Below are 26257 nucleotides of genomic sequence, written 5' to 3' on the forward strand. Positions count from 1 at the left end.
CCGACGGGCGTCAGGCGTCAGAAATCATCCGGGCAGCATCGCGCTGGACGCGGCCGCGCCACTGTTGTCTGCCGAGATCATCGCCCAGGATGGGTCGCGTCAGCCTGCTCTCCTGGGCCAGGAGGTAGAGCGGACACAGATTGGTCCACTCCACCGACTTCCATTGCACGCCCGTGGAATCCACCTTTTCGCCATGACGCTCTCCTCGCTCACACCTGGTTCGGAACGGGTACCGCGGTTCGGCCCGTCCGTGACGCGGGCCGCCCGGGGCGCCACCGCGACGGCCACCAGTTCGCACGTCCGACCAGCACTGCCATCGCCGGCACGGTGACCGTCCGGACCAGGAAGGTGTCGAGCAGGATGCCGGTGCCCACGACGAACCCGGCCTGGATGATGGTCGTGATGCTCGCGAACAGCAGACCGAACATCGACGCCGCGAAGATGAGGCCCGCGGCCGTGATCACCCCTCCGGTGGCGCCGACGGTCCGGATGACCCCCGAGCGCATGCCGCGCGGGGACTCGTCACGGATCCGCGAGATGAGCAACATGTTGTAGTCCGCACCCATCGCGACCAGGATGATGAACGTCAATCCCGGTACGCTCCAGTGCAATTCCTGACCGAGAAGGAACTGGAAGGTCACCACGCCCAGACCCAGTGCCGCCAGGTAGGACAGGATCACCGACGCGATGAGGTAGATCGGCGCCACGATCGCGCGCAGCAGCGCGATCAGGATGAACAACACCACCGCGATCGTGACGATGACGATGTACCGCATGTCGTGGTCGTAGTAGTCGCGGGCATCCCGCAGCGTCGCCGGATATCCGGTCATCGAGATGGAGCCGTCCGCCAGTTCGGTGTTCGGCTGGGCTCCGCGGGCGGTGTCGGTGACGGCGATGACCTGATCCATCGCCTCGGTCCCGAAGGGGTTGAGATCGGTCTGGATCAGATAGCGCGCCGCGTGCCCGTCGGGGGAGATGAAGAACGTGGCGGCCTTCTTGAAGTCCTCCGAGTCCAGCACCTGTGACGGGATGAGGAAGCCGGCCATCGATGGCGAGGTAGCGCTGTTGCGCATCGTCAGCAGGAAGCTCGACGCGTCACCGAGGTCGGTGCCCATCTTCTTGGTCTGGTCCACGAGCTGCGCGACGCCGTCGGCGACCTGGCGGCCGCCGTCGGCCAGTGACTTCAGGCCTTCCTGCATGCCCCCGAGGTTCCCCAGAGGCGACTGTCCACGACCGCCGCCGGCTCCACCGAGCCCGAGCGAACCCATCGACCCCGTCAGCGACTTCATCGACTGGCTGAGTTTGGTCACCGTCTGGGTCAGGGTCGACGCCGGCCCGCTCGACTGGAGTTGGTCGACGAGCTTCTGCAGGCTGCCGTCGTCGCGAGCGGCCTGCACCCTGTGGAACTGGTCGCGGGCGGTGACACAGAGTGGGGTGTCGTTGCAGTAGGGGCTGCCGTCGAGCGCGATGACCACGGGATCGATCCACGCGAAGATCTTCGTCATGTCGCCGAAGATCGCCTGCATCGAGTCGCCGAGGGCCCGCATGTTGCTCACCAGCTGCGGGTCGCCCAGCTGCCCGAGGGTCGTCGCGCCGCCGAATTGATTCTGGATCGTCTGCATCGTGGTCAGGATTCCGCTGAGGCCGGACAGCAACTTGGTGACCTGCTCGCGCAACGTCTTCAGGCCGTCCGCAACCTGGTCGGCTCCCGAGGCGAGCTTGTCCAGATCGGCGGACCTGTCGCGGATCAGGCCAGAGGCGTCGTCCAGCTTCGAGCCGACCTCGCCGGCCTGATACGTGGTGCTCGCCTCCTTGAGCGGTTGCCCGCTCGGCCGCGTGATGCCGCGCACGGCCGCGATGTCGGGCAACTGGCTGATCCGCTGCGCCATCTGCTCGAGGTCGGCGAGTGCCTGCGGGGTGCGAAGGTCCCGCGGTGACTGGACCAGAAGGTACTGGGGGATGGTCGTGTTGACGGGAAAGTGGCGGTCCAGCGCCAGGTACCCCACCGAGCTCTCGACGTCGTCGGGCAGCGCTTTCCTATCGTCGTAGTTGAACTTCACGAAGAGCACGGACCCGGCGAGCAGCATCAGCACGGCGAGGCTGGCGACCAGGTTGGTGACCGGGCGCCGGACGATGCGGACCCCCGAACGGCGCCAGAACTGCGAGGTGAGGTCGCGGCGCGGGGCCACCCAGCCACGGCGCCCCGTTAGCACGATGATCGCCGGAAGCAGTGTCACCGAAGCCAGGAACGCGACGGCGATCCCGATGGCGAGCGCAGGGCCGATCGTCGCGAACAGTTCCAGGCGGGCGAAGGTCATCGCCATGAAGGTGACGCCCACGGTGGCCGCGGAGGCCGCGATCACCTTGCCGATCGACCCCAGGGCGTTGCGGATGGCGTCGTCGGAGGTTTGCCCGGCGCGGACGAAGTCGTGGTAGCGGCTGATCAGGAAGACGGCGTAGTCGGTCCCCGCCCCGGCCATCATGCCGCTGAGCAGCGTGATGGTCTGCGGCGACACCCCGAGTCCGAGGACGGCGGCGCCGGCCACCGCGGTCTGCGCAATGCCCAGCGAGACGCCGATGGTGAGCAGCGGCAGCATGATCGTCGCCGGCTTGCGGTAGATGATCACCAGGATCCCGAGCAGCAACGCGATGATCGCCGCCTCGATCCTGACCTGATCCCGTGTGCCCACGTCGAGCGAATCGGCGAACGTGGCCGCCGGACCCGTCAGGTTCGCGGTCAGCGTCGACCCCTCGACGGTGTGTCGGACCACCGCGGCGACGCGGGTGTAGGCCTCATACGACTCGGGTGAACCCAGTTCGCCGGCCAATCCCACCGGCATCAGCCAGGCTTTGCCGTCCTCGCTGGTGAGCCCGGGGCGAAGAGCAGGGGTGCTGATGAAGTCCTCGAGCATCACCACGTGCTCGCTGTCGCGGCGCAGCCGGTCGACTAGGCTGCCGTACACCTGCTCGTCGGACTTACCGAGGCCGCGCTCGTCGGTCAGCATCACCAGCAGGACGTTCTCTGAGCCGGACTCGTCGAAGGCCGCCCCCATCTGCTGGGTTGCGACGATCGACGGTGCGTCGGCGGGAAGGGGGGAGACCGGCTGCTTCTGCGTCGCCTCCACCAGCGTGGGAAACAGCGGCGGCAGGACGACCGCGAGAGCGATCCAGACGGCGATCACGATCCAGGGCCACCGCACGACGACATCGCCCACCCGGCCGAAGACCCCGCCGGCGCGGGCGGTACCCGGTACGACGTCGGCGACGACTAGATCATGGGCCCCTTCACCCACCCCCGATGCCTCTCTTCAGGTTCGAGCCAGGGTCTGAGGGTGAAGCCCGTTGGAAGACAACGCATTTGCCGCGCCCCTGCCCGCTCTCCAATTGTGGGCCACATCCAGCGCGGACGTGCTCGTGTGATGCCGCGAGGGTAATCCGTTTTTTGACGCCGATGTCAGGAATCGCGGTTTTGGAGTACCGTTTCTTCGCGACGAGATGTCGTCTGTGGGCAGTCGGAAACGGCGGAGTGCATGGATGGATCGGTCGGGGGCGCCGCGGTGCGCGACGCCGGAACTGGCGCGGTGGAGCCATGACGCGCTCCATCGACTTCTCGGTCGACTCGCACGCCAGCGTCGACGAGATCTACTGGGCGTTCTCGCAGGAGGAGTATTGGCGCGCCCGGATGAAGGCGTTCGGTGGCATGGGCAAGCTGGACGCGCTCGACGTCCGCCCCGACGGGTCGGTGTCGGACGGGATGATCGGCCGGCTGATGGTTCCCCAGTTCTCGGTGATCCAGCGCTTCACCGCGAAGTGGATCACGCAGAACTCCTGACGATCAGTCTCCGGTCGTCGCCGATGACGAGTCGACGGCCGTCCCGGCACTGTCCCGGCTGGACTCCGTCGAGCCGGCCTCGGTCGTCTTCGCGTCGTCGGCGTCGGCCGTACCGTCCTGGGCCGGGATCGAATCATGTTCGCGCTCAACGTGTTTCCCTCGTCTGAGGGTGCGGTCGACGGTGCGCTTCCCGCCCTTCCCGTCGGCCGCAGCGTCGGTCTCGTCCGCGACCTGGGCGGGCTCCTCCTGGCGCTGCTCGGTCTGCGCGACCGGTGCGGTGTCCTCCGTCTCGGCGGCGGGCCGGGCCGGGGCCGCATGCTCCGACACCGCCTCGAGGCCCTCGCGGAGTGCGCCCGGCATCTTGGCGGCCGTGGTGATCAGCTCGCCGATCGACGGCATCAACCGGGCGGGCCGGTAGCGGCTCGGGTCCGACGGAACGGGGTTGCCGCCGTAGTAGGCCGAGTCGACGATGAGCTTCAGCATCGGTTCGGTGAGATCGGCGATCGTGTCCCCGAACGGCACCACGTCCCGGATCAGCCGCGCCAGCGGGAGCTGATCGGTGGTGTAGGTGACGTAGGTGGTCTGCCCCCGCGTGGTGACGTACGCGGTGACGCGGTCTTCCGCGGGCGGCTGGCAGCGCGCGTCCTGGCACGGCTGCACCTGACCACTGGCGAGCACCGCGCACGTGTTGGCGCCGCCGCACGAGACGGACGGCGTGCCGTCGGCGCCGACGGGCAACTCGATCTCGGACTGGTCCCGGTACCCGTAGAGATAGGCCACCAGCGAGTTGACGTGCGCGAGCACATTGAACAGGTCGGCGGGGGCGTTCGAGTTGTAGTTGTACTGGTAGGCGATGTCGATCACCGCGGCCGCCGCGGTGTCCGTCGGCGTCGGGAACGGATTGACCCCGATGAGCGCGAAGAGCGGGTACCGGGTGCCGAAGCCCCCGTCGGGCCGGGACACGTTGTTGTCGAGGACGAAGACCGTCCTCGACAGTGCCGGGTCGTCTCGCCGGTCGAAGGCCGACAGCACCAGGCTCGCGTTGGCGGCGCCCCAACCCGAGGCCAGCACCGCGTTGTCCTCGCCCGAGTTGGCCTGCAGCGCTTGGCCGATGGCGGCGGGACCGCCGCGGAAGTCGAGGGGGATCAGGTCCGGCCCGGGCTGTCCGCCCGGGTTGTACGGAGCCTGGTTGAAGAGCCCCCCGAAGAAGTCCTCGTTACCTGCGCCGTCCGGGTGCGTCGAACTCCCGACGACGATCAGCGCGGCGAGGTCGACCGACAGTGCCGCGATCGATGCTGGTTGGGTGGCAGCGACACCCCCGACAGCCGCCGCGATACCCACGGCGGTGACACTTACGGCCGCCCCACGAAATTTGCCCATGGTCAACGTAGCCTCCCCGTCACGTTTCTAGCAGAGTAGCGCGCCGGGGTGCATTCGCGGCAACGCACCGTCAGGGTGCTGCGGCGTCGGCGTCCCAGCACTCCTGCAGAAAATGGCCGAGGGTGGTCCAGGCCCGCCGCGACGCGGATTCGCTGTAGAGGATGCCGCGGGCGGGATCGTCGGCCCACGGCGCCATGAACGCGTGCACGGTGTCACCGTAGGCATGCAGCTGCCAGTCGATCCCGCGGCCGGACAACTCGCGGGCCAGCGCCACGACGTCCTCGGGAGGCGCGAACGGATCGTCCCAGCCGTGCAGCACCAGCACCTTGGCGGTGACGTCACGCTGGCCGAGGGTCGGATGCGCGGTCTGCAGGCCGTGGAAGCTTGCGACGCCGGCGAGGGGATGGCCCGCCCGCGCCAGGTCGAGCACCCACAGCCCGCCGAAGCAGAACCCGATCGCGGCGACCTGCGTGCCGCCGACCTGGGGTGCGGTGGTCAGCGCGGTGAACACGGTCGCCAGTCGGTGCGCCAGCGATACGCGGTCGTCGGCGAAGCGGGCCATCTCCGCGGCGGTGGCCTCCATGCCTCCGCGCGTCACGTCCTCGCCGAACAGGTCGACGGCGATCGCCTGGCAGCCCCACTCGGTCAGCCTGCGGGCGAAATCCAGTTGGCCGTCGCTACGCCATCCCGTGGAAGACGAGGACGGTCTGCGCCGGCCTGCGGGTGTCGTCGTGGACGAGCACCGCGTCGAACGAAGCGCCGTCGATGTCATGCCGAAGAGAAGTGTCGATCACAGCCACCCCGCGGACGATTCCACGAAAACACGGCCGGGGGAGGGGCGTTCACTGCACGCATAACGGCTGAAGCCCCCGGGGAAGCCGGGCAGCGTCGCGAGAAAGCTCACCACAGCGGGGGGCGCCCGGTCCGTCGCCAGACGCGGTCGGTGGCCGGTGTTCGACGAATGACGTTGTAGCCGAGCACGTCACCGCGCAAATAAGTGTGAGCTCCGGACGATCGGCGCCGTCACAAAGTCGATTGCCCGATTCGGCACTGATCATCGCGTCGTCGGCGTAGTGTCTGCCCCGTTTCAGGTGTCGCTGATGGAGGGTCGGGTTCATGGGTGCTGCACGTTATGTCGGTCGGGTCGGCGGCTTGGCGATTGCCCTGGGGGTGGGAACGGCGATCCTCACGGGTCAGGGCCTGGCCTACGCCGACGACACCGACGCGTCGCCCTCCGCCTCATCGTCGGCCGAGACCGGTCCGCCGGCGTCGTCGACCCATGGCGACACCGTCACGCTCGACAAGCGTCCGGTCGGCAAGCATCGGACCACGGACGGCACGACGCCCGCCGACACGGTGGAAGGCATCGTCGACCGGGTCGCCGGGGAGCGCGAGAATGCCGACATCGAGCGCAGCGAGAGTACCGACACCGACGATGCCGACACCGAGGGCAGCGAGAATGCCGACACCGAGGGTGCTGACACCGAGGGAAATGAGAGCGCCGACGCCGAGGGTGCTGACACCGAGGGAAATGAGAGCGCCGACGCCGACTCGGCCCCGAGCCGCTCCAGTGAACGCCGCAAGCATAATGGCGTTACCGACGAGCGGGAAAGCACGCCCCCGCAACAGGATTCGCAACTATCGACGGAGGCTCCCGACACCATCGCCGTCGCAGATCCGTCGGCGCAGCAGTCCAGCGCGCTTTCCTGGCTGAAGAGCTCGCAGGTGGTCGCCGGCCGCGAGGCTCGCGAGGTCGAGGCGGCACCCACGACCGGCAGCTCGCTGTGGACGCCGCCGGGTGCGCTGGCCACCGACGACAGCGAGGTGGTCGCGCCGACCCCGCCCAGCACGACCCTGGTGGGTGACCTGCTCGCATCAGTGAACCAGGTGCTGAACCCGGATTCCTCGAATGACGGGACAGCGCCGGTCGGCGGATCGCTGTCCGATCTGCTGCTGCTGGCCGGCGCGCGCCGCGAGATGGCGCAGGTGCAGACACTGGCGATTCCGCCGTACTCGGTGGAGGTCGCCGCCGGGGTGATCGGCGGGTGCGTCGTCGGCACCACCTGCACTACCCCGGACGGCTCCACCTACACCGTTATCGATGATCCGAGCAAAGGCGGCAAGCTGACGCTGGATGCGACGACCGGCGCGTTCCGCTTCCTGCCCTACACGGCCGAGCAGAGCACCAAAGGGCCGTCGGGGGTGGAGACCTTCTCAGTACTCGTCGCCCAGAACACGACGTTCACCACATTCGTGACCGGCTTGCCGATCATCGGGGCGACCCTGATCGCGCCGATCATCCAGATCTTGCAGCAGGCGCACATCTTTTCGGGTCTGATCGGGACCGCCGAGCGGCGGCAGATCGACATCGACATCACCGCCCTTCGGGGGGTGGCAGAGACACCCGTCGCATATACGACGTTCGTGACCTCGTGGGACAAGACGCAAATCAGCGTGAACTTCTTCCCCGCTCTCGCCACTGGAGCGCCCGATGACGGCGTCCCGGGGGCCGAGACCATCTTCAACGGCCCGGGTCTGGCGCAGGCGGGTGCGACCGACCCCAACGACCCCTTCGTGAAGGCGTTCCGGGCGTTCGGCTACAACGTCGTGACCTGGGATCCGCGCGGTGAGTTCGCGTCGGGCGGCGTATTGCAACTCGACAGCCCGCAGTACGAGGGCCAGGACGTCCAGCAACTCATTTCCTGGGTGGCCACCCAGGATGGCGTCGAGTTGGACGATGCGGCGACCAAGGATCCCAGGATGGGGATGGTCGGAGTCTCCTACGGCGGCGGCATCCAACTGGTCACCGCGGCCAGCGATCCTCGAGTCGACGCGATCGCGCCGGGCTGGGCCTGGAACACGCTTCCGGATTCGCTTTACCCACACAACGCGTTCCGGACTTCGTACTCAGCGCTGCTGCTGCTTGGCCTGGTGCAAACCGGCGCGAGGATCAACCCGATGATCTACGGCGGCATCCTCACCGGTGCGACGCTGGGCATCCTGACGCCCGCCCAAATTCAGCTGCTGCAGAACAGCGGGCCCGGCCAGACGGTGCGGAACATCAATGTGCCGACGCTGCTCTTCCAGGGCACCGTCGACGTGCTGTTCCCGCTCCAGCAGTCCATCCTCAACATGGGCTACCTCGCCGCAAACCCCAACGTTAAGCTGCTCTGGTTCTGCGGTGGCCACGGCACATGCCTGCCCGACCAGGGCAACGGCGACGCCGACAGCGTGTGGACGCTGACCGAAACCGTCAAGTGGATGCAGCATTACGTCAAGGACCTCGGCCCGGCCGATCCGAACGCCTTCGAGTGGACCGACCAGAACGGCGACCGGTGGACGTCGACGGTGCGCCCGACGGCCGACGAGTTCTACGACGCGGAGAGCAAAGTTCTCCCGACGCTGTGGAACACCGGCAAGACGCTGCCGATCATTCCGATCATCGGCGGGTCCGGGCCGAGCCCGGACGTCGATCTGCCGTACTCGCTCGGTGACGGATCCGTCGCGACCAACGCGGTCAGCATCGATCTGAACAATCCCGCATCGGGCGAGGCCAATGTCGTCGGCGCACCGCACGTCGTGATCAACTACAGCGGCCTGGGCACCAGCCGGCACATCTACGCGCAGGTCGTCGACAAGTCCACGGGCCTGGTCGTCGGCAACATCGTCTCGCCGATCCCCGTCACCCTCAACGGCCGCGACCAGACCGTCGAGATCGACCTCGAGGACATCGCCTACACGATGACGCCCCACAGCGAGCTGGAACTGCAGATCTTCACCACCGCAACCCCGTTCCTGAACCTGACCCAGTTCGGGTTCGTCCACATCGACAGCGTCGAGGTGTCGTTGCCGACGACGTCGAAGGGCAGCAACCAGGGCCCGAATCCGTTGCCGATCGCCGTGTGAGCCGGCGCGGCATTCGGGGCGTCCTGACAGGGAAGCGCCCCCGGCAGGGATCGAACCTGCGGCCAACCGCTTAGAAGGCGGTTGCTCTATCCACTGAGCTACGGGGGCAACGCCCGAGGAGTGTATCGCGCACCGCCCCTAAAGCCGCTCCGCGTCTCAGGGCGGCCGACTAGCGTGGTGCCCATGAGCAATGCGCCGGATGTAGACGCGGCCGGACTCCCGGAGGAACTCAGCCCGCTCGACCAGATCCTGCACCGTGGCGAAGCCAACCCGCGCACCCGCTCCGGCATCCTCACCGTCGAACTCCTCGACACCACCCCTGACTGGAACGTCTTCCGCGCCCGCTTCGAGAACGCCTCCCGCAAAGTCCTGCGCCTGCGGCAGAAAGTCGTCACGCCGACGCTGCCGACGGCCGCGCCGCGCTGGGTCGTCGACCCGGACTTCAACCTCGACTTCCATCTGCGCCGCGTCCGCGTCCCACAGCCGGGCACACTGCGCCAGGTGATGGATCTGGCCGAGGTCGCCGCCCAGTCGCCGCTCGACATCTCCCGTCCGCTGTGGACCGCCACGCTGATCGAAGGGGTGCACGACGGTCAGGCCGCGTTGATGGTCCATCTCAGCCACGCCGTCACCGACGGGGTCGGCGGGGTCGAGATGTTCGCTAACCTGTACGACCTCGAACGCGACCCGCCCCCGCAGGACGCCGCACCGCTGCCCATCCCGGCCGATCTGTCGCCCAATGATCTGATGCGCCAAGGGCTCAACCGGTTGCCCGGCACCATCGCCGGCGGTGTCCGCGACGCGCTCTTCGGCGCCGCGCAGGCGGTCGGCCACGTCGTGCGCGACCCGGTCTCACGGCTGGGCAGTGTCATCGACTACGCGATGTCGGGCGCGCGCGTCATCGGTCCGGTGGCGCCGCCCTCGCCGCTGCTGCGCCGGCGCAGCCTGTCGAGCCGCAGCGAGGCCATCGACATCGAGTTCGGTGCGCTGCACCGCGCCGCGAAGGCCGCCGGCGGCTCGATCAACGACGCGTACCTGGCGGGGCTGTGCGGCGCGCTGCGGCTCTACCACCAGGCCAAGGGTGTCCCGGTGGACACCCTCCCGATGGCCGTCCCGGTGAACCTGCGCTCCGAGGCGGACCCGGCGGGCGGCAACCGGTTCGCGGGCGTGAACCTCGCCGCGCCGATCGGGCTGACCGATCCCGCGGTGCGCATCCGCAACATCAGGACCCAGATGACGCGCAAGCGCGACGAGCGTGCGCTCGACATGGTCGGCGCGATGGCCCCCGTCGTCTCCCTGCTGCCCGACAGCGTGCTGGAGACCATGGCGGGCTCCATCGTGAACTCCGATGTGCAGGCCAGCAACGTGCCGGTGTACGCGGGCGACACCTTCATCGCCGGCGCGAAGGTGTTGCGGCAGTACGGCCTCGGGCCGCTGCCCGGTGTCGCGATGATGGTCGTGCTGATCTCGCGGTCCGGGTACTGCACGATCTCCACCCGCTACGACCGAGCTGCCGTCACCGATCCGGCGCTGCTGGCCCGGTGCCTGCTCGCCGGTTTCGACGAAGTCCTCGCCCTTGGCGGTGACGGCCGGGCCGCACCGGCCACGTTCACCGACGACTCGTCAACCCCATCCCATGCCACCTCGACGGCCCACGCCACCTCGACGAACGGAAGTGCCGCACAGTGACTCCGAATACGCCCGGTAGCCCTCAGATGCGTCTCCCCGGTTCCGTCGCCGAGATCGAAGCCAGCCCCGAAGGCCCTCAGGTCGGAGCCTTCTTCGACCTGGACGGCACTCTGGTCGCCGGGTTCACGGGCGTCGTCATGACGCAGGACCGGTTGCGGCGCCGCCAGATGTCGGTCGGTGAGTTCATCGGCATGGTGCAGGCCGGCCTCAACCATCAGCTGGGCCGCTCCGAGTTCGAGGACCTCATCGGCAAGGGCGCCCGGATGCTGCGCGGGAACTCGGTCGACGACATCGACGAACTCGCCGAGCGGCTGTTCGTGCAGAAGATCGTGGGCCGCATCTATCCCGAGATGCGTCAACTGGTGCGCGCCCACATGGCCCGCGGGCACACCGTCGTCCTCAGTTCCTCCGCGCTGACCGTCCAGGTCGAACCCGTGGCCCGCTTCCTGGGCATCGACAACGTGCTCAGCAACAAGTTCGAGACCGACGAGAACGGACTGATCACCGGAGAGGTGCAGCGACCCATCATCTGGGGGCCGGGCAAGGCCCGCGCGGTGCAGGAGTTCGCCGCGGCCAACAGCGTCGACCTGTCGAAGAGCTACTTCTACGCCGACGGCGACGAGGATGTCGCGCTGATGTACCTCGTCGGCAATCCCCGGCCGACCAATCCCGCGGGCAAGATGGCCGCTGTCGCCGCCAAGCGAGGCTGGCCCGTGCTGCGCTTCAGCAGCCGCAGCGGGGCGAGCCCGATGTCGCAGCTGCGCACCGCGGCCGGGATCGCGACGATGGTGCCGGTGGCGTGGGGAGCGCTCGGAGTGGGGCTGCTCACGCGCAACCGGCGCACCGGCGTGAACTTCTTCACCTCTGTGTTCGGGAGAACTCTGCTCAACACCGTCGGGATCAACCTGCAGGTGCTCGGCGAGGAGAATCTGACCGCGCAACGCCCCGCGGTGTTCATCTTCAACCACCGCAACCAGGCCGACCCGATGATCGCGGGCAGGCTCGTCAGCGACAACTTCACGTCGGTCGGCAAAAAGGAGCTCGAGAACGACCCCATCGTCGGCACGATGGGCAAGATCATGGACGCCGCGTTCATCGATCGTGACGATCCGCGCAAGGCCGTCGAGGGGCTGAAGAAGGTCGAGGAACTGGCGCGCAAGGGCCTGTCGATCCTGATCGCTCCCGAGGGCACCCGGCTGGACACCACCGAGGTCGGCGAGTTCAAGAAGGGCCCGTTCCGGATCGCGATGTCGGCGGGCATCCCGATCGTGCCCATCGTCATCCGCAACGCCGAGGTGATCGCGGCGCGCGACTCCAGCACTTTCAATCCTGGCACCGTGGATGTCGTTGTCTACCCGCCGATCCCGGTCGACGACTGGACGCACGACAACCTCGCCGAACGCATCGCCGAAGTGCGGCAGCTCTACCTCGACACGCTCAAGGACTGGCCGCACGACACCCTGCCGGTGCCCGACCTGTACGAGCGGAAGAAGGCGGCGAAAGCCCCGGCCAAGAAGGCAGCGAAGAAGACACCGGCGAAGAAGACGGCCGCCAAGAAGACCGCAGCCACGAAGACGACCGAGAAGTCCGCCGCGACCAACGCCGCCGCGAAGAAGGCGCCCGCGAAGGGCCGGCCATGAAGGTGCGCGCCGACGACATCACGGCGTTCACCGCCGTCGATGACACCCTCGTGCTGGCCTCGGTGTCGTCGCCTGCCGAGGAGGAGTTGCTCAGCGACTGGCTGCACCGGCAGCGCACCGAACACCCCGAGACCAAGATCGAGGTGCTGAAGCTGCCGGCCGACGACGACCCGCCTCCCGGCGTGCTCGCCCGGCTGGTGGAGATGCTCGACGCCGATCACGACCGATCCGTCGTTCCGGTGCGGGTGTTCTGGGTGCCGGGCGGCCTGCCCACGCGATCGAAGGTGGTGGCGCTGCTGTCCGGGCGCGACACCTACTGTCCGCCGAAGATCCTGCAGCACAGCATCCTCAAACGGGATCCCTCGCGCGCCCGCGTCGTCGCCGGCGAACCGGCCAAGGTGTCCGAACTGCGCCAGTACTGGAGCGACAACACCACCGCCGAAAACCCCAGGGAATTCGCGCGATTCGTGCTCCGCCGGGCCATCCTGGCGATCGAGCGGGTGGAGTTGCGGCTGCTCGGTCCCGAGTACAAGTCGCCGAGGCTGATCAAACCCGAGGTGCTCTCCTCGGCCCGGTTCCGGGAAGGTCTGGAGAAGATCCCCGGCGCCACCGTCGAACAGGCCGGGGAGATGCTCGACGAACTCGGCACCGGCTGGAGCCGATTCTCCGTCGACCTGATCCCGTCGCTGGGCCGGGCGATCTTCAGCCGCGGCTTCGACCCCAACATCGACTACGACCGCACCGAGGTCGAGGCGATGCGCCATGCGCTGGAAGCCCATCCGGCCGTCCTGCTGTTCTCCCACCGGTCCTACCTCGACGGGGTCATCGTGCCCGTCGCGATGCAGGAGAACCGGCTCCCACCGGTGCACACGTTCGCGGGCATAAACCTGTCGTTCGGCGCCATGGGGCCGCTGATGCGCCGCTCCGGCGTGATCTTCCTGCGCCGCAAGCTCGACGACCCGCTGTACAAGTTCGTGCTGCGCCAATTCGTCGGCTACATCGTCGAGAAGCGGTTCAACCTCTCATGGGCGATCGAGGGCACCCGGTCGCGCACCGGAAAGATGTTGCCGCCCAAGCTCGGTCTGCTCGCCTACGTCGCCGACGCCTACCTCGACGGCCGCAGCGACGACATCCTGTTGCAGCCGGTGTCGATCAGCTTCGACCAGCTACACGAGACCGCCGAGTACGCGTCCTACGCCCGGGGCGGGGAGAAGACCCCGGAGGGGTTGTCGTGGCTGGTCAACTACATCCGCGCCCAGGGCGAGCGCAACTACGGCAAGATCTACGTCCGGTTCCCGCCCGCGGTGTCGATGCGGGAGTACCTCGGCGAGCCGCACGGCCCGATGACGACCGACGACGCGGCCAAACGCCTTGCGCTGCAGAAGATGGCGTTCGAGGTGGCGTGGCGCATCGTGCAGGTGACCCCGGTCAGCGCGACGGGTCTGGTGTCGGCGCTGCTGCTGTCCACCCGCGGCGTCGCACTGACGCTCGACCAGCTGCACCACACGCTGCAGGAATCGCTGGACTACCTCGAGCGCAAGCAGACGCCGATGACCAACAGCGCATTGCGGTTGCGTACCCCCGACGGTGTCCGCGCCGCGCTGGACGCGATGTCCGGCGGGCATCCGGTCACCCGCGTCGACGGCGGCCGCGAGACCGTCTGGTACATCGCGCCGCAGGACGAGCTCGAGGCGGCCTTCTACCGCAACTCGCTGATCGACGCGTTCCTGGAGACCTCGCTGGTCGAGCTCGCCCTCGCCTATGCCACCCGCACGGAAAGCGATCGGATGGAGGCGTTCTGGACCCAGGTGATGCGGCTGCGCGACCTGCTCAAGTTCGAGTTCTACTTCGCCGACTCCGCCGCCTTCCGCGCACACGTCAACGAGGAGATGTCGTGGCACCAGGACTGGGAGAGCGACGTCGCCGCCGGCGGTGACCGTCTCGACGCGCTGCTGCGGGCCAAGCGCCCGACGATAGCCGGCCCGCTGTTGCGGCCGTTCTTCGAGGCCTACCAGATCGTCGCGGACGCACTTCTGGACGCACCGGCCGACATCTCCGAGAAGGACCTGACGGCCAAGGCGCTGGGGCTCGGCCGGCAGTATGTCGCCCAGGACCGCGTGCAGAGCAACGAGTCGGTGTCGGCCCTGCTTTTCACCACCGCACGGCAGGTCGCAGCGGACCAGCATCTGCTCGAACCCGCCGCAGATCTCGACGATCGGCGCAGGCAGTTCCGCAATGAACTGCGGGGCATCCTGACCGACATGAACACCGTCGACCGAGTTGCGCGCAAGCAGTTCGTGACGCGCGAGCGCAGCCGTCGCGAGTTGCGCAACCCGACGGTCTGACGAGCTTCCTGCTGGCAGGTCATACGCTGGAGGGATGACTCTCACCGGCCGACCCGCCACGGTAGGCGTGCGCAAGGCGTCGGTGTGGCCGCTGCTCTACGGCGTCGCCGTGCTCGCCGGGTTGACCGCGGCCGGGCTGTCCGCGCTGTCGCTGGCCGAGGCCCTGACCGCGACCGGACTGCCCGACCCGGGCCCGGTCACCACTTACGGGTTGCCGTTCGTCAAGGCGGCCGGTGAGCTCGCCGCGGTGATCGCCACCGGCTCGTTCCTCTTCGCGGCGTTCATGGTGCCGCCGCAGGCCAACGGCGTGCTCGACGTCGCGGGCTACCGGGCGTTGCGCACCGGCACCGCGGCGGCGGGCATCTGGACCGTCTGCGCGGTGCTGATGGTGCCGCTCACGGTCTCCGACATCAGCGGGCAGCCCCTGTCGTCGCGTCTGAGTCCCGCCGACATCTGGTCGGTCGCGGACCTCATCGACATCGCGGGCGCCTGGCGGTGGACCGCACTGTTCGCCGCGGTGGTGACCGTGGTCAGCATCCCTGTGCTGCGCTGGTCCTGGACGCCGGCGCTGTTCGCCGGATCCCTGGCGACGCTGCTGCCCCTCGCGCTCACCGGCCATTCGTCGTCCGGCGGCGCGCACGACATCGCGACCAACAGCCTTCTCGTCCACCTGATCGCCGGTGCCGTGTGGGCAGGCGGTCTGCTGGCCCTGCTGGCACACGCGCTCCGGGGCGGGTCCGGCGGGCTGGAGCGCAGCGACCGGGGAGTGATCCAGTACGGACACCTGGCGGCACGGCGCTTCTCGGCCGTGGCGCTGTGGTGCTTCGTGGCGATGATGCTCAGCGGCGTCATCAACGCGCTGGTGCGCCTGCGGCCCGAGGACCTGGTGCAGACCCGGTACGGGTGGCTGGTGCTGGCCAAGGTCGCCGCGCTGGTGGCACTCGGATTCCTGGGGTGGCGGCAGCGTCGCAGCGGCGTGGCCGCACTGGCCGCGGACGCGGGCGCACGGGCAGCGCTGATCCGGCTGGCGCTCGTCGAGGCGGTCGTCTTCGGGCTCACCTTCGGCGTCGCCGTCGCATTGGGGCGCACTCCACCACCGCCGCCGACCAACACGAACCTGTCGATCCCCGCGGTCGAGATCGGTTACGACCTGGCCGGCCCGCCGACTGCGGCGCGGCTGCTGTTCGACTGGCGCTTCGACCTGGTGTTCGGCACCGCGGCGCTGGTGTTCGCGGTGGTGTACCTCGCGGCGGTGCGCCGGCTGCGCCGTCGCGGCGACGCGTGGCCGGTCGGTCGCGTGGTGGCCTGGTTGCTCGGCTGCCTGGTGCTGCTGCTGGCGACATCGTCGGGGATCGGCCGCTACATGCCGGCGATGTTCAGCATGCACATGATCGCCCACATGCTGCTGTCGATGCTCGCGCCGATTCTGCTGGTGCTCGGCGCCCCGATGACGCTGGCGCTGCGCGCGTTGCCGACGGCCGGACGAAACGAGCCGCCCGGGCCGCGGGAATGGCTGCTGGCCGCACTGCATTCGCGGTTATCGCGGTTGTTGACCAATCCGTTCGTCGCGACCGCACTGTTCATCGTCGGGTTCTACGGCCTGTACTTCGGCGGCATCTTCGACGCCGCGGTGGGCAGCCACGCCGCGCACCTCGCGATGAATCTGCACTTCCTGCTGAGCGGCTACCTCTTCTACTGGGTGGTGATCGGCGTCGACCCGACACCGCGGCCGCTCCCGTCGATCGCCAAGCTCGGCATGGTGTTCGCGTCGCTTCCGCTGCACGCGTTCTTCGGTGTGGTGCTGATGGGCACCAACACCGCGATCGGCGGCGACTTCTACCGCTCGCTCGGCCTTCCCTGGCACACCGACCTGATCGGGGATCAACGCCTCGGCGGGGCGATCGCGTGGGCCGCGGGTGAAGTGCCGCTGGTCGTGGTGCTCATCGCGCTGTTCGTGCAGTGGCGTCGCAGCGACGACCGGACCGCGCGCCGGCTGGACCGCGCCGCCGACCGCGACGACGACGCCGACCTGGCCGCCTACAACGCGATGCTGGCCGAGTTGGCCCGGCGGGACCGCGCCGACGGCTAGCTCGGCACCGCCCCGGCCGCGATCGCGGCGGGCCAGCTGCCGTAGGCGCTGATGTCGGTGCCGTCGGCCGCGGCGGCGTCGCAGCTGAACGCGGTGCGCCAGGAGCCGTCGGCGAACTCGACCTTGCCCAGCTGCATCGGCGGCGGCAGCGCCGCCAGGAAGCGTCCGAGCGCCGCCGCAGACATCAGCCACCGCTGCCCGTAGAGCGCCGTCCCGGCAGCGCCGTCGGGGACTCGGCTGACCGCCGGTTTGGCCGGCGTCGACGGCAGCACCGTCATCCGGTAGCGCGGGGCGGTGGTGAGCTCGCCGGACCAGCGGGCGCCCAGGTCGGTGAGCTGATGGGTCAGCGGCCCGCCGAGCAGGTGCGCGCCGAACACCACCAGCTCTTGCGGATCGGCAACGGTCAGCGGCCAGACTTCGTCGATGCGGCATCCCGTCAGCGCCGCGGCCACGTCGAGCGCGACCGCGTCGTCGTACGGGCGCGCCAGCACCGAGAATTCCGCCGTCTGCACGGCCGCGCCGCGCGGGTCACCGCAGGGCTCGACTGTCGTCAGGACGGCGTCGACCCCATCGGGGAGCGGCGCGCCGTCCTCCGGCGCGGCGACCAGAGTGGCGTCCGGAATCGCCCGCCGGACTGTGGCGACCAGCGCGTCGGGCGCGCCGATCACGGGTCGCGGTGGCGTGGCGAACCGGACGTCGGCGGGCCAGCCCGATGCCGAGGCCTGGGTGGCGAGCACGGTCATCGCGCGGTTGGCGGTCACGAGATCGGGCGCCGCGACGGTGAAGCGATCCGCGGCCATGGTGGGTGTGATGCCGACGGCGCCGGGCGGCACGGGCACTCGGGTGAGGATGCGCACCCCGGGCAGCGACATCAGGGTGGCGCGACGGTCGGCGGTCACCCCCTCAACCTAAGCGGCCGTCATCCCCAATGCGCGTTTCATCCCCAGCGTCGCGGTCCGACGGGCGCTGCCGCGGCTGCGCTGTCGGCGCCGCGGGGGTCAATGGCGTGTGTCGCCGACGGCACGGGCGCTGTGCCCCCTGCCGCAGCCATACGAGAAAGAGGAACCGTCATGTTCGAGACCCCGATCGCCATCGTCGGCACGATCGTCACCGCTCCGGAGCGCCGCTGGGTCGGCGACCAGGAGCTGTTCAAGTTCCGCGTCGCCAGCAACTCACGCAGGCGCACCCCCGACGGAAGCTGGGAGCCGGGCAATTCGCTGTACGCCACGGTCAACTGCTGGGGACGCCTGGTCACCGGCGTCGGTGCGGGCCTCGGGAAGGGAGACGCGGTGATCGTCGTCGGCACCGTGTACACCAGCGAGTACGAGGACCGCGACGGCAACCGCCGGTCCTCGCTGGAGATCAGGGCCACCTCCGTGGGGCCGGACCTGGCGCGGTGCATCGCCCGTATCGACAAGCGCAGGCACCCCGAACCGGCCGCCGGGGAGGCGCCCGCAGGCGCCGGGGATTCCGGCGTCGTCGAGGACGAGCCCGACGAGCAGGAGGAGGGAGCCGAGACCGTCGGGCTGCCGCTGTCCGCGTAGCGGCGGGCAGCGCCGGCGCGGTCACGCCTAGGATGGGCCCCGGACTATCGCAGATCGCGAAGACCGGAGAAAGGCGACATCGAAGGCATGGCCGAATTCATCTACACGATGCGGAAGGTCCGCAAGGCGCACGGCGACAAGGTCATCCTTGACGACGTCACCCTGAACTTCCTTCCGGGCGCGAAGATCGGCGTCGTCGGCCCCAACGGGGCCGGCAAGTCGAGCGTCTTGCGGATCATGGCCGGATTGGACCAGCCCAACAACGGCGACGCGTTCCTGGCGCCCGGCGCCACGGTCGGGATCCTCATGCAGGAGCCCCAACTCGACGAGACGAAGACGGTCCGCGAGAACGTCGAAGAAGGCGTACCGATCAAGGGCAAGCTCAACCGGTACAACGAGGTCGCCGAACTGATGGCGACCGACTACTCCGACGAGCTCATGGAAGAGATGGGCGCGCTGCAGGAGGAGCTCGACGCCGCTGACGCGTGGGACATCGACAGCCAGCTCGAGCAGGCGATGGACGCACTGCGCTGCCCGCCTGCCGACGAGCCCGTGACGCACCTGTCCGGTGGCGAGAAGCGCCGGGTCGCGCTCTGCAAGCTGCTGCTGTCCAAGCCCGACCTGTTGCTGCTCGACGAGCCCACCAACCACCTCGACGCCGAGAGCGTGCTCTGGCTGGAACAGCACCTCGCCGAGTACGCCGGCGCGATCCTGGCCGTCACCCACGACCGGTACTTCCTCGACAACGTCGCCGAGTGGATCCTCGAACTCGATCGCGGCCGCGCCTACCCCTACGAAGGCAACTACTCCACCTACCTGGAGAAGAAGGGCGAGCGTATCGCCGTGCAGGGGCGCAAAGACGCCAAGCTGCAGAAGCGGCTCAAGGACGAACTGGAATGGGTGCGCTCGGGAGCCAAGGCACGCCAGGCCAAGAACAAGGCCCGTCTCGGCCGTTACGAGGAGATGGTCGCCGAGGCCGAGAAGACCCGCAAGCTCGACTTCGAGGAGATCCAGATCCCGACCGGCCCGCGCCTGGGCAGCGTCGTCGTCGAGGTCGAGCACCTCGACAAGGGATTCGACGGCAGGCAGCTGATCAAGGACCTGTCCTTCACGCTGCCCCGCAACGGCATCGTCGGCGTCATCGGCCCCAACGGCGTGGGCAAGACCACGCTGTTCAAGACCATCGTGGGCCTCGAGCAGCCCGACAGCGGGACCGTCAAGATCGGCGAGACGGTCAAGTTGAGCTATGTGGACCAGAGCCGCTCGGGCATCGACCCGAAGAAGACGGTCTGGGAAGTGGTCTCCGACGGGCTGGACTACATCGAGGTCGGGCAGAACGAGATCCCGTCGCGGGCCTACGTCTCGGCGTTCGGGTTCAAGGGCCCGGACCAGCAGAAGCCCGCGGGCGTGCTGTCCGGCGGTGAGCGGAACCGGCTGAACTTGGCGCTCACGCTCAAAGAGGGCGGAAACCTGATTCTGCTCGACGAACCCACCAACGATCTCGACGTCGAGACGCTGAGTTCCCTGGAGAACGCGCTGCAACAGTTCCCGGGTTGCGCGGTGGTCATCTCCCACGACCGCTGGTTCCTCGACCGCACCTGCACGCACATCCTGGCCTGGGAAGGCGACACCGACAACGAGGCCAAATGGTTCTGGTTCGAGGGCAACTTCGGCGGCTACGAGGAGAACAAGATCGAGCGTCTCGGCGCCGAAGCGGCCCGTCCGCACAGGGTGACCCACCGCAAGCTCACGCGGGGATAGTCTCGTCGTGCGGACCAAGTGACCGACCGCCGAGCGCGGCCGGTCGCAGCCAACGGCGGCCGGTGCGCAGTGTGTGAGTGTAGGAGCGGCGCATGTCGTTGAAACCCGGTGCCATCGGGGGAACCGAGCAGGACGTCACCCCGGAGGTGATCGACCGCCTGCTTCCCGCATACCTGGAGACCTATCGGGGTCCGCACGGCGGTGCCCCCGGGTCGGAGGGCGCCGTCACCGGCCCAGTGCGCCGACCGTCGGAAAGCTCGTCGACGGGTTCGGCCATGGTGCAGGCGCAATACCGGCTGGGTCGGCAACGCGCGGCCGGTGCCACCCTCGTCGCCGTGTACGGCGCCGACGAGCCCGGCGGGTTCGGGCCGGCGCTGCAGGTCATCACCGACAACGCGTCGATGCTGATGGACTCTGTGACGGTGCTGCTGCACCGGGTCGGCGTGGCGTACAAGGCGATCATGAATCCGGTGTTCCGGGTGCGGCGCGGGACCGGCGGGGAGCTGCTCGACATCGTCCCGGCGCCACAAGCCACTTTTGGTGACGGCGTCGACGAGACGTGGGTGCACGTCCAGTTGTCCAGCTCGGCGGATCGGCGCGCCGTCGCCGAGGCGGAGCGGCTGCTGCCGCGGGTGCTCGCCGACGCGCGGCAGGTGGCGCTGGATTCCGAGAGCATGGCCGCGATGCTGCGCAGCCTGGCCGCCGAACTCGACAGCGACACCGGCCGGCGGTTCCCCAGCCCCGACCGCAAGGACGTCGCGGCGCTGATGCGCTGGCTGGCCGACGGGCACTTCGTGCTGCTGGGGTACCAGCGCTGTCAGGTGCGCGACGGGGAGGCCACCGTCGACGCGGGCAGCCGGCTCGGCGTGCTGCGGTTGCGCCAAGACGTGCTGCCGCAACTGACCAACAAGGACGAGCTGCTCGCGCTGGCGCAGGCCACGATCCCGAGCTTCCTGCGCTACGGCGCCTACCCGCACATCGTCGTGGTGCGTGAGCAGCCCGGTGACGGCGGCGACGACTCCGCGGCCATCGAGCACCGCTTCGTCGGCATGTTCACCGTGGCGGCGATGAACGCCAACGTCCTGGAGATCCCGCTGGTCTCCAGACGGGTCAACGACGCGCTGGCGATGGCGCACCGCGACCCCAGCCATCCCGGGCAGCTGCTGCTCGACATCATCCAGACCATCCCGCGCTCGGAGCTGTTCGCGCTCACCGCGCGCGGACTGCTCGACATGGCGATGGCCGTCGTCGACCTCGGCTCCCGCAGGCGCACCCTGCTGTTCATGCGGGCCGACCCGCTGGCCCACTTCGTGTCCTGCCTGGTGTACCTGCCGCGTGACCGCTACACCACCGCCGTGCGGCTGGAGATGCAGGACATCCTGGTCCGCGAGCTCGGCGGTCTCAGCATCGACTACTCCGCGCGGGTCAGTGAATCACCCTGGGCACTGGTGCATTTCACCGTCCGACTGCCTGAGGGTTCCCGCCCCCAGGGTGTCGACGTGTCCGATGCGAACGAGTCGCGCATCCAGGATCTGCTCACCGAGGCCGCGCGGACGTGGGCCGACCGGATGCTCGGCGCGGTCCGCACGGGGTCCATCGACCAGGGCATCGCCGAGCACTACGCGGCGGCCTTCCCCGAGGTCTACAAGCAGGCGGTCACTCCGCTGCACGCTCTCACCGACATCGCGATCATCGAAGAGCTCGAGGACAACACCGTCAAGCTGGTGCTCGACGACACCGAGAGCACCGTCGTCGACGGCATCTCCAACCTGATCTGGTATCTCGGCGGCCAGTCGGCGTCGCTGAGCCGGCTGCTGCCGATGCTGCAGTCGATGGGTGTGACGGTGCTCGAGGAGCGGCCGTTCACGGTGACCAGGCCAGACGGCCTACCGGTCTGGATCTACCAGTTCAAGGTGTCGCCGCACCGTGGCATCCCGGTCACCCCGCCCGGCCCGGAGCGCGACGCCACCGCGCAGCGCTTCGCCGACGCGGTGACCGCGATCTGGCACGGCCACTCCGAGATCGACCGTTTCAACGAGCTCGTGCTGCGCGCCGGGCTGACCTGGCAGCAGGTCGCCGTCCTGCGCGCCTACGCCAAGTACCTCAAGCAGGCCGGGTTCTCCTACAGCCAGTCGCACATCGCGGACGTCCTCAACGACAACGCAGGAACGGCCCGCTCGCTGGTCGAGCTGTTCGAAGCTCTTTTCTGTCCCACCGATCAGGAGCAGAGCGAGGCGACCCGGCGTGACGCCCAGGCCGCGGCCGCCGCGGTGGCCGCCGACATCGACGCGTTGGTCAGCCTCGACACCGACCGGGTGCTGCGGGCGTTCGCCTCGATGATGCAGGCGACCCTGCGCACCAACTACTTCGTGACCCGGCCGGACTCGGCGCGCGCCCGGAACGTGTTGTCGCTCAAGATGAATCCGGAGCTGATCGACGAACTGCCGCTGCCCCGACCGAAATTCGAGATCTTCGTCTACTCCCCTCGGGTCGAGGGCGTGCATCTGCGGTTCGGGTTCGTGGCGCGGGGCGGCCTGCGCTGGTCGGACCGCCGCGAGGATTTCCGCACCGAGGTCCTCGGGCTGGTCAAGGCGCAGGCGGTCAAGAACGCCGTGATCGTCCCCGTCGGGGCGAAGGGCGGCTTCGTGGTGAAGAAGCCGCCGGCGCCGACGGGTGACCCCGCCGAGGACCGCGACGCCACCCGCGAGGAGGGCGTGGCCTGCTACCGGCTGTTCATCGCGGGCCTGCTGGATCTGACCGACAACGTCGACATGTCCACCGGCGCGATCGTCACCCCCGAGGGCGTCGTCCGGCGCGACGGTGACGACGCCTACCTCGTGGTGGCCGCGGACAAGGGCACCGCCACCTTCTCTGACATCGCCAACGACGTCGCCAAGTCCTACGGTTTCTGGCTCGGTGACGCGTTCGCCTCCGGCGGTTCGGTCGGCTACGACCACAAGGCGATGGGTATCACCGCCAAGGGTGCCTGGGAGTCGGTCAAGCGACACTTCCGCGAGATGGGTATCGACACCCAGACCGAGGAGTTCACCGTCGTCGGCGTCGGTGACATGAGCGGCGACGTCTTCGGCAACGGCATGCTGCTCTCGCAGCACATCCGCCTGCTCGCCGCCTTCGACCACCGGCACATCTTCATCGACCCCGACCCGGACGCCGCGACGTCGTGGCAGGAACGCAAGCGGTTGTTCGACCTGGCGCGCTCCAGCTGGGAGGACTACGACACGTCGCTGATCAGCGCCGGCGGCGGTGTCTACAGCCGCGAGCAGAAGTCCATTCCGGTCAGCGCCGAGGCGCGCCACGCGCTGGGGATCGACGACGACGTCACCGAGCTGACGCCGCCCGCCCTGATCCGGGCGATCCTCAAGGCGCCGGCCGATCTGCTGTTCAACGGGGGCATCGGCACCTACGTCAAGGCCGAGACGGAGTCCGACGTCGGCGACCGCGCCAACGACGCGGTGCGGGTGAACGGAAACCAGGTGCGCGCCAAGGTGATCGGCGAGGGTGGCAACCTCGGCGTCACCTCGCTGGGTCGCATCGAGTTCGATCTGGTGGGCGGGCGCATCAACACCGACGCGCTGGACAACTCCGCCGGCGTCGACTGTTCCGACCACGAGGTCAACATCAAGATCCTGATCGACTCGCTGGTGACGGCGGGAAAGGTCACCACCGAGGACCGCACCGACCTGCTGCTGTCGATGACCGACGAGGTGGGCCGACTCGTCTTGGCGGACAACGAGAGTCAGAACGACCTGATGGGAACCAGCCGCGCGAACGCGGCGAGCATGCTGTCGGTGCACTCCCGGATGATCAAGGACTTCGTCGACGAGCGTGGCCTCAACCGTGAGCTGGAGGCGCTGCCCTCGGAGAAGGAGATCCGCCGCCGGACCGAGGCCGGGATCGGGCTGACCTCGCCGGAACTGGCGACGCTGATGGCCCACGTGAAGCTGGCGCTGAAGGACGACCTGCTGGCGGGGGATCTGCCCGATCAGGAGGTGTTCGCCTCCCGGCTGCCGTCGTACTTCCCGACCACGCTGCGGGACCGGTTCGCCACGGAGATCCGCTCGCACCAGCTGCGCCGCGAGATCGTCTCGACCATGCTCGTCAACGACGTGGTGGACACCGCGGGTGTCTCCTACGCCTACCGGGTCGCCGAGGACGTCGGTGTCTCGGCGGTCGATGCGGTGCGCAGCTTCGTGGCCGTCGACGCGATCTTCGGGGTGGGGGACGTGTGGCGGCGGATCCGCGCCGCAGGCGTGGAGGGCGTGTCCGTCGCGGTCACCGACCGGATGACCCTCGATCTTCGCCGGCTGATCGACCGCGCGTCGCGCTGGCTGCTCAACTACCGTCCGCAACCGTTGGCGGTGGGCGCCGAGATCAACCGGTTCGCCGAGAAGGTGGCCACACTGACCCCGCGGATGTCGGAGTGGCTGCGCGGTGACGACAGGGCGATCGTGATGAAGGAGGCGGCGGAGTTCAGCGGCCAGGGTGCGTCCGAGGACCTCGCGTACCAGGTTGCGACGGGGCTCTACCAGTTCAGCCTGCTCGACGTCATCGACATCGCCGACATCGTCGACCGCGATGCGGCCGAGGTGGCGGACGCCTACTTCGCGCTGATGGACCACCTGGGCACCGACGGGCTGTTGACCGCCGTCTCGCGGCTGTCCCGGGAGGACCGTTGGCATTCGTTGGCGCGGTTGGCCATTCGTGACGACATCTACGGTTCGTTGCGGGCACTGAGCTTCGACGTGCTGGCGGTCGGTGAGCCCGAAGAGAACGGCGAGGAGAAGATCTCCGAGTGGGAGATGACCAACACCAACCGGGTCACCCGCGCCCGCCGGACGCTGACCGAACTGTACGAAAGTGGTCAGCACGACCTGGCGACGTTGTCGGTGGCGGCCCGTCAGATCCGCAGCATGACGAGGACGAGCGGGACGGGAACATCCGGGTGACGGCTCAGGGCTTCACAGCGCCGGTTCATGTGCGCTGGTCGGACATCGACATGTACCAGCACATCAACCACGCGACGATGGTCACGATTCTCGAAGAGGCCCGAATCCCGTTCTTGCGGGAGCCGTTCGGTGACGAGATCACCACGATCGGACTCCTGATCGCGGAGGTGCAGATCTCCTACAAGGCGCAATTGCGGCTGATCGATTCGCCGTTGCAGGTGACGATGTGGTCGAAGCGGGTCCGGGCGGTGGACTTCACCATCGGCTACGAGGTGCGTTCGGTCGGGGCGCCGCCCGATTCCCGCGCGGCGGTCATCGCGGAAACCCAGCTGGCCGCGGTGCACATCGAAGAGCAACGGCTGCAGCGGCTTTCGGTGAAACAGCGGGAGTACCTGCAGCACTGGGCGCGATGAGCGAGCGAGGAATCTGGCTCGATGTCGACGGCGGCCACCGCGACGACCTCGCCGCCTTCACCGAACGGGCGCGGCGCGCCGACGAGACCGCGGTGATACGGCTGCGGGAACGCGCCGGGGGACTGGTGGTGGCGTGGGTGTCCACCGGTTTCGACGTGCTGGCCAGTCGAGTGGTGCGCGGCCGGTTGCGCCCGGCCGACCTGTGTGCCGGGGCTGACGCGCTGCTGGCCGGGCTGGCGGCCATGGATGCCGACGGGCACGTCGACCCCGGCTTCGCGATGGATTCCGCGTGGCGGGGTGCGCTGCCGCCCGAGGCCGGGTTCGTGCACCTCGACGACGTGCCCGCCCGTGAGGTGTTCGCGCTCGCGCAGCGCGGCAGCGCGCTGGTTCGTGAGCATTCGGGGGCGCACGGCCCGCCGCCGTCGCTGCTCGACCAGGCCGTCGTGGACGTCGCCACCGATGCCGATACCGTCGGCATCCCGATGCGGTGTGTGTTCGCGCTGACAGCGATGGGTTTCGTGCCCGACACCCCTGACGAGGTGGTCCGGGTGCGTACGACACGGGCGTGGCTTCGCATCGACGCGAGGTTCGGCAGCGTGTACCGCCGCCGCGGCAACCCCGCGGTGGTGCTGCACTAGCTCTTCACTCGGCGAGCAGACAGAAACTCGGGCTATTCGGGCCCCTATCGCCC

General features: G+C 68.7%; 16 protein-coding genes and 1 tRNA gene. 11 read left to right on the plus strand and 6 right to left on the minus strand.

The genetic code is table 11. From position 1 onward, the window contains the following. Positions 1-10 precede the first annotated feature (10 nt). Together G6N45_RS28395 and G6N45_RS13655 are read right to left on the minus strand one after the other, a co-directional pair. Positions 11-184: a hypothetical protein gene (locus G6N45_RS28395; protein ID WP_179965323.1), complete on the minus strand. Its 174-nt coding sequence runs from the start codon at positions 182-184 to the stop codon at positions 11-13. 25 nt (positions 185-209) lie between these two features. Continuing rightward, the gene (locus G6N45_RS13655; protein WP_264060832.1) at positions 210-3200 is read right to left on the minus strand and encodes an MMPL/RND family transporter; all 2991 of its coding nucleotides are present in this window, start codon (positions 3198-3200) and stop codon (positions 210-212) included. A 389-nt stretch (positions 3201-3589) separates the two neighbouring features. On the opposite strand from G6N45_RS13655, the gene G6N45_RS13660 reads away from it, so the two are divergent. Further along, entirely contained in the window at positions 3590-3832 is a 243-nt protein-coding gene (locus G6N45_RS13660; RefSeq protein WP_163722806.1) for an SRPBCC family protein, read from the plus strand. A gap of 3 nt (positions 3833-3835) precedes the next feature. Here G6N45_RS13660 and G6N45_RS13665 read toward each other — a convergent pair whose 3' ends face one another. Together G6N45_RS13665 and G6N45_RS13670 are read right to left on the minus strand one after the other, a co-directional pair. After that, positions 3836-5173, minus strand: a complete 1338-nt coding sequence (locus G6N45_RS13665) for a PE-PPE domain-containing protein (RefSeq protein WP_246228989.1) — start codon at positions 5171-5173, stop codon at positions 3836-3838. Between the two features lie 109 nt (positions 5174-5282). Continuing rightward, positions 5283-5984 carry a dienelactone hydrolase family protein gene (locus G6N45_RS13670; protein ID WP_246228991.1) on the minus strand — a complete coding sequence of 234 codons (702 nt, stop codon included), beginning with the start codon at positions 5982-5984 and terminating at the stop codon, positions 5283-5285. A 344-nt stretch (positions 5985-6328) separates the two neighbouring features. Between G6N45_RS13670 and G6N45_RS13675 the strand changes: the two genes are divergently transcribed. Continuing rightward, complete coding sequence (locus G6N45_RS13675; RefSeq protein WP_163722807.1) at positions 6329-9118, plus strand: CocE/NonD family hydrolase; 2790 nt, start codon at positions 6329-6331, stop codon at positions 9116-9118. 35 nt (positions 9119-9153) lie between these two features. Here G6N45_RS13675 and G6N45_RS13680 read toward each other — a convergent pair. Next, positions 9154-9226, minus strand: a tRNA-Arg gene (locus tag G6N45_RS13680). Between the two features lie 75 nt (positions 9227-9301). On the opposite strand from G6N45_RS13680, the gene G6N45_RS13685 reads away from it, so the two are divergent. The 4 genes from G6N45_RS13685 to G6N45_RS13700 are packed head-to-tail and all read left to right on the plus strand — an operon-like array spanning position 9302 to position 16881. Next, positions 9302-10807, plus strand: a complete 1506-nt coding sequence (locus G6N45_RS13685) for a wax ester/triacylglycerol synthase family O-acyltransferase (protein WP_163722808.1) — start codon at positions 9302-9304, stop codon at positions 10805-10807. Positions 10808-10833: 26 nt separating this feature from the next. Continuing rightward, positions 10834-12447, plus strand: a complete 1614-nt coding sequence (locus tag G6N45_RS13690; RefSeq protein ID WP_163722809.1) for an HAD-IB family hydrolase/lysophospholipid acyltransferase family protein — start codon at positions 10834-10836, stop codon at positions 12445-12447. Continuing rightward, entirely contained in the window at positions 12444-14792 is a 2349-nt protein-coding gene (locus G6N45_RS13695; RefSeq protein ID WP_163722810.1) for a glycerol-3-phosphate 1-O-acyltransferase, read from the plus strand. Before G6N45_RS13690 ends, G6N45_RS13695 begins: the two co-directional genes overlap by 4 nt. 34 nt (positions 14793-14826) lie before the next feature. Further along, positions 14827-16881, plus strand: coding sequence for a bifunctional copper resistance protein CopD/cytochrome c oxidase assembly protein (locus tag G6N45_RS13700; protein ID WP_163722811.1), 2055 nt, complete (start codon positions 14827-14829; stop codon positions 16879-16881). On the opposite strand, the gene G6N45_RS27810 is transcribed toward G6N45_RS13700, so the two are convergent. Further along, positions 16878-17780: an allophanate hydrolase-related protein gene (locus G6N45_RS27810; protein ID WP_179965324.1), complete on the minus strand. Its 903-nt coding sequence runs from the start codon at positions 17778-17780 to the stop codon at positions 16878-16880. The genes G6N45_RS13700 and G6N45_RS27810 overlap by 4 nt on opposite strands. Positions 17781-17951: 171 nt before the next feature. On the opposite strand from G6N45_RS27810, the gene G6N45_RS13710 reads away from it, so the two are divergent. The 5 genes from G6N45_RS13710 to G6N45_RS13730 all read left to right on the plus strand — a co-directional run bounded on the left by G6N45_RS13710 (position 17952) and on the right by G6N45_RS13730 (position 26204). Then, a complete protein-coding gene (locus G6N45_RS13710; protein ID WP_163722812.1) occupies positions 17952-18425 on the plus strand; it encodes a single-stranded DNA-binding protein in 474 nt (157 codons plus the stop codon). Between the two features lie 87 nt (positions 18426-18512). Beyond that, complete coding sequence (ettA, locus tag G6N45_RS13715) at positions 18513-20186, plus strand: energy-dependent translational throttle protein EttA (RefSeq protein ID WP_057146074.1); 1674 nt, start codon at positions 18513-18515, stop codon at positions 20184-20186. A gap of 92 nt (positions 20187-20278) precedes the next feature. After that, the gene (locus G6N45_RS28035) at positions 20279-25153 is read left to right on the plus strand and encodes an NAD-glutamate dehydrogenase (RefSeq protein ID WP_163722813.1); all 4875 of its coding nucleotides are present in this window, start codon (positions 20279-20281) and stop codon (positions 25151-25153) included. Beyond that, entirely contained in the window at positions 25150-25566 is a 417-nt protein-coding gene (locus tag G6N45_RS13725; RefSeq protein WP_246228993.1) for an acyl-CoA thioesterase, read from the plus strand. The genes G6N45_RS28035 and G6N45_RS13725 overlap by 4 nt, the downstream gene beginning before the upstream one ends. Beyond that, on the plus strand, positions 25554-26204 hold the full coding sequence (locus G6N45_RS13730; protein ID WP_407664338.1) for a DUF8185 domain-containing protein: 651 nt from the start codon (positions 25554-25556) through the stop codon (positions 26202-26204). The genes G6N45_RS13725 and G6N45_RS13730 overlap by 13 nt, the downstream gene beginning before the upstream one ends. Positions 26205-26257 lie beyond the last annotated feature (53 nt).

It is taken from the genome of Mycolicibacterium psychrotolerans (genome assembly GCF_010729305.1).
Classification (GTDB): Bacteria; Actinomycetota; Actinomycetes; order Mycobacteriales; family Mycobacteriaceae; genus Mycobacterium; species Mycobacterium psychrotolerans.

Coding starts and splice junctions, on each gene's coding strand:
- G6N45_RS13660 (WP_163722806.1), top strand. CDS start 3,590: ATGACGCGCTCCATCGACTTCTCGGTCGACTCGCACGCCAGCGTCGAC.
- G6N45_RS13670 (WP_246228991.1), bottom strand. CDS start 5,984: ATGACATCGACGGCGCTTCGTTCGACGCGGTGCTCGTCCACGACGACA.
- G6N45_RS13675 (WP_163722807.1), top strand. CDS start 6,329: ATGGGTGCTGCACGTTATGTCGGTCGGGTCGGCGGCTTGGCGATTGCC.
- G6N45_RS13685 (WP_163722808.1), top strand. CDS start 9,302: ATGAGCAATGCGCCGGATGTAGACGCGGCCGGACTCCCGGAGGAACTC.
- G6N45_RS13690 (WP_163722809.1), top strand. CDS start 10,834: ATGCGTCTCCCCGGTTCCGTCGCCGAGATCGAAGCCAGCCCCGAAGGC.
- G6N45_RS13695 (WP_163722810.1), top strand. CDS start 12,444: ATGAAGGTGCGCGCCGACGACATCACGGCGTTCACCGCCGTCGATGAC.
- G6N45_RS13700 (WP_163722811.1), top strand. CDS start 14,827: ATGACTCTCACCGGCCGACCCGCCACGGTAGGCGTGCGCAAGGCGTCG.
- G6N45_RS13710 (WP_163722812.1), top strand. CDS start 17,952: ATGTTCGAGACCCCGATCGCCATCGTCGGCACGATCGTCACCGCTCCG.
- ettA (WP_057146074.1), top strand. CDS start 18,513: ATGGCCGAATTCATCTACACGATGCGGAAGGTCCGCAAGGCGCACGGC.
- G6N45_RS28035 (WP_163722813.1), top strand. CDS start 20,279: ATGTCGTTGAAACCCGGTGCCATCGGGGGAACCGAGCAGGACGTCACC.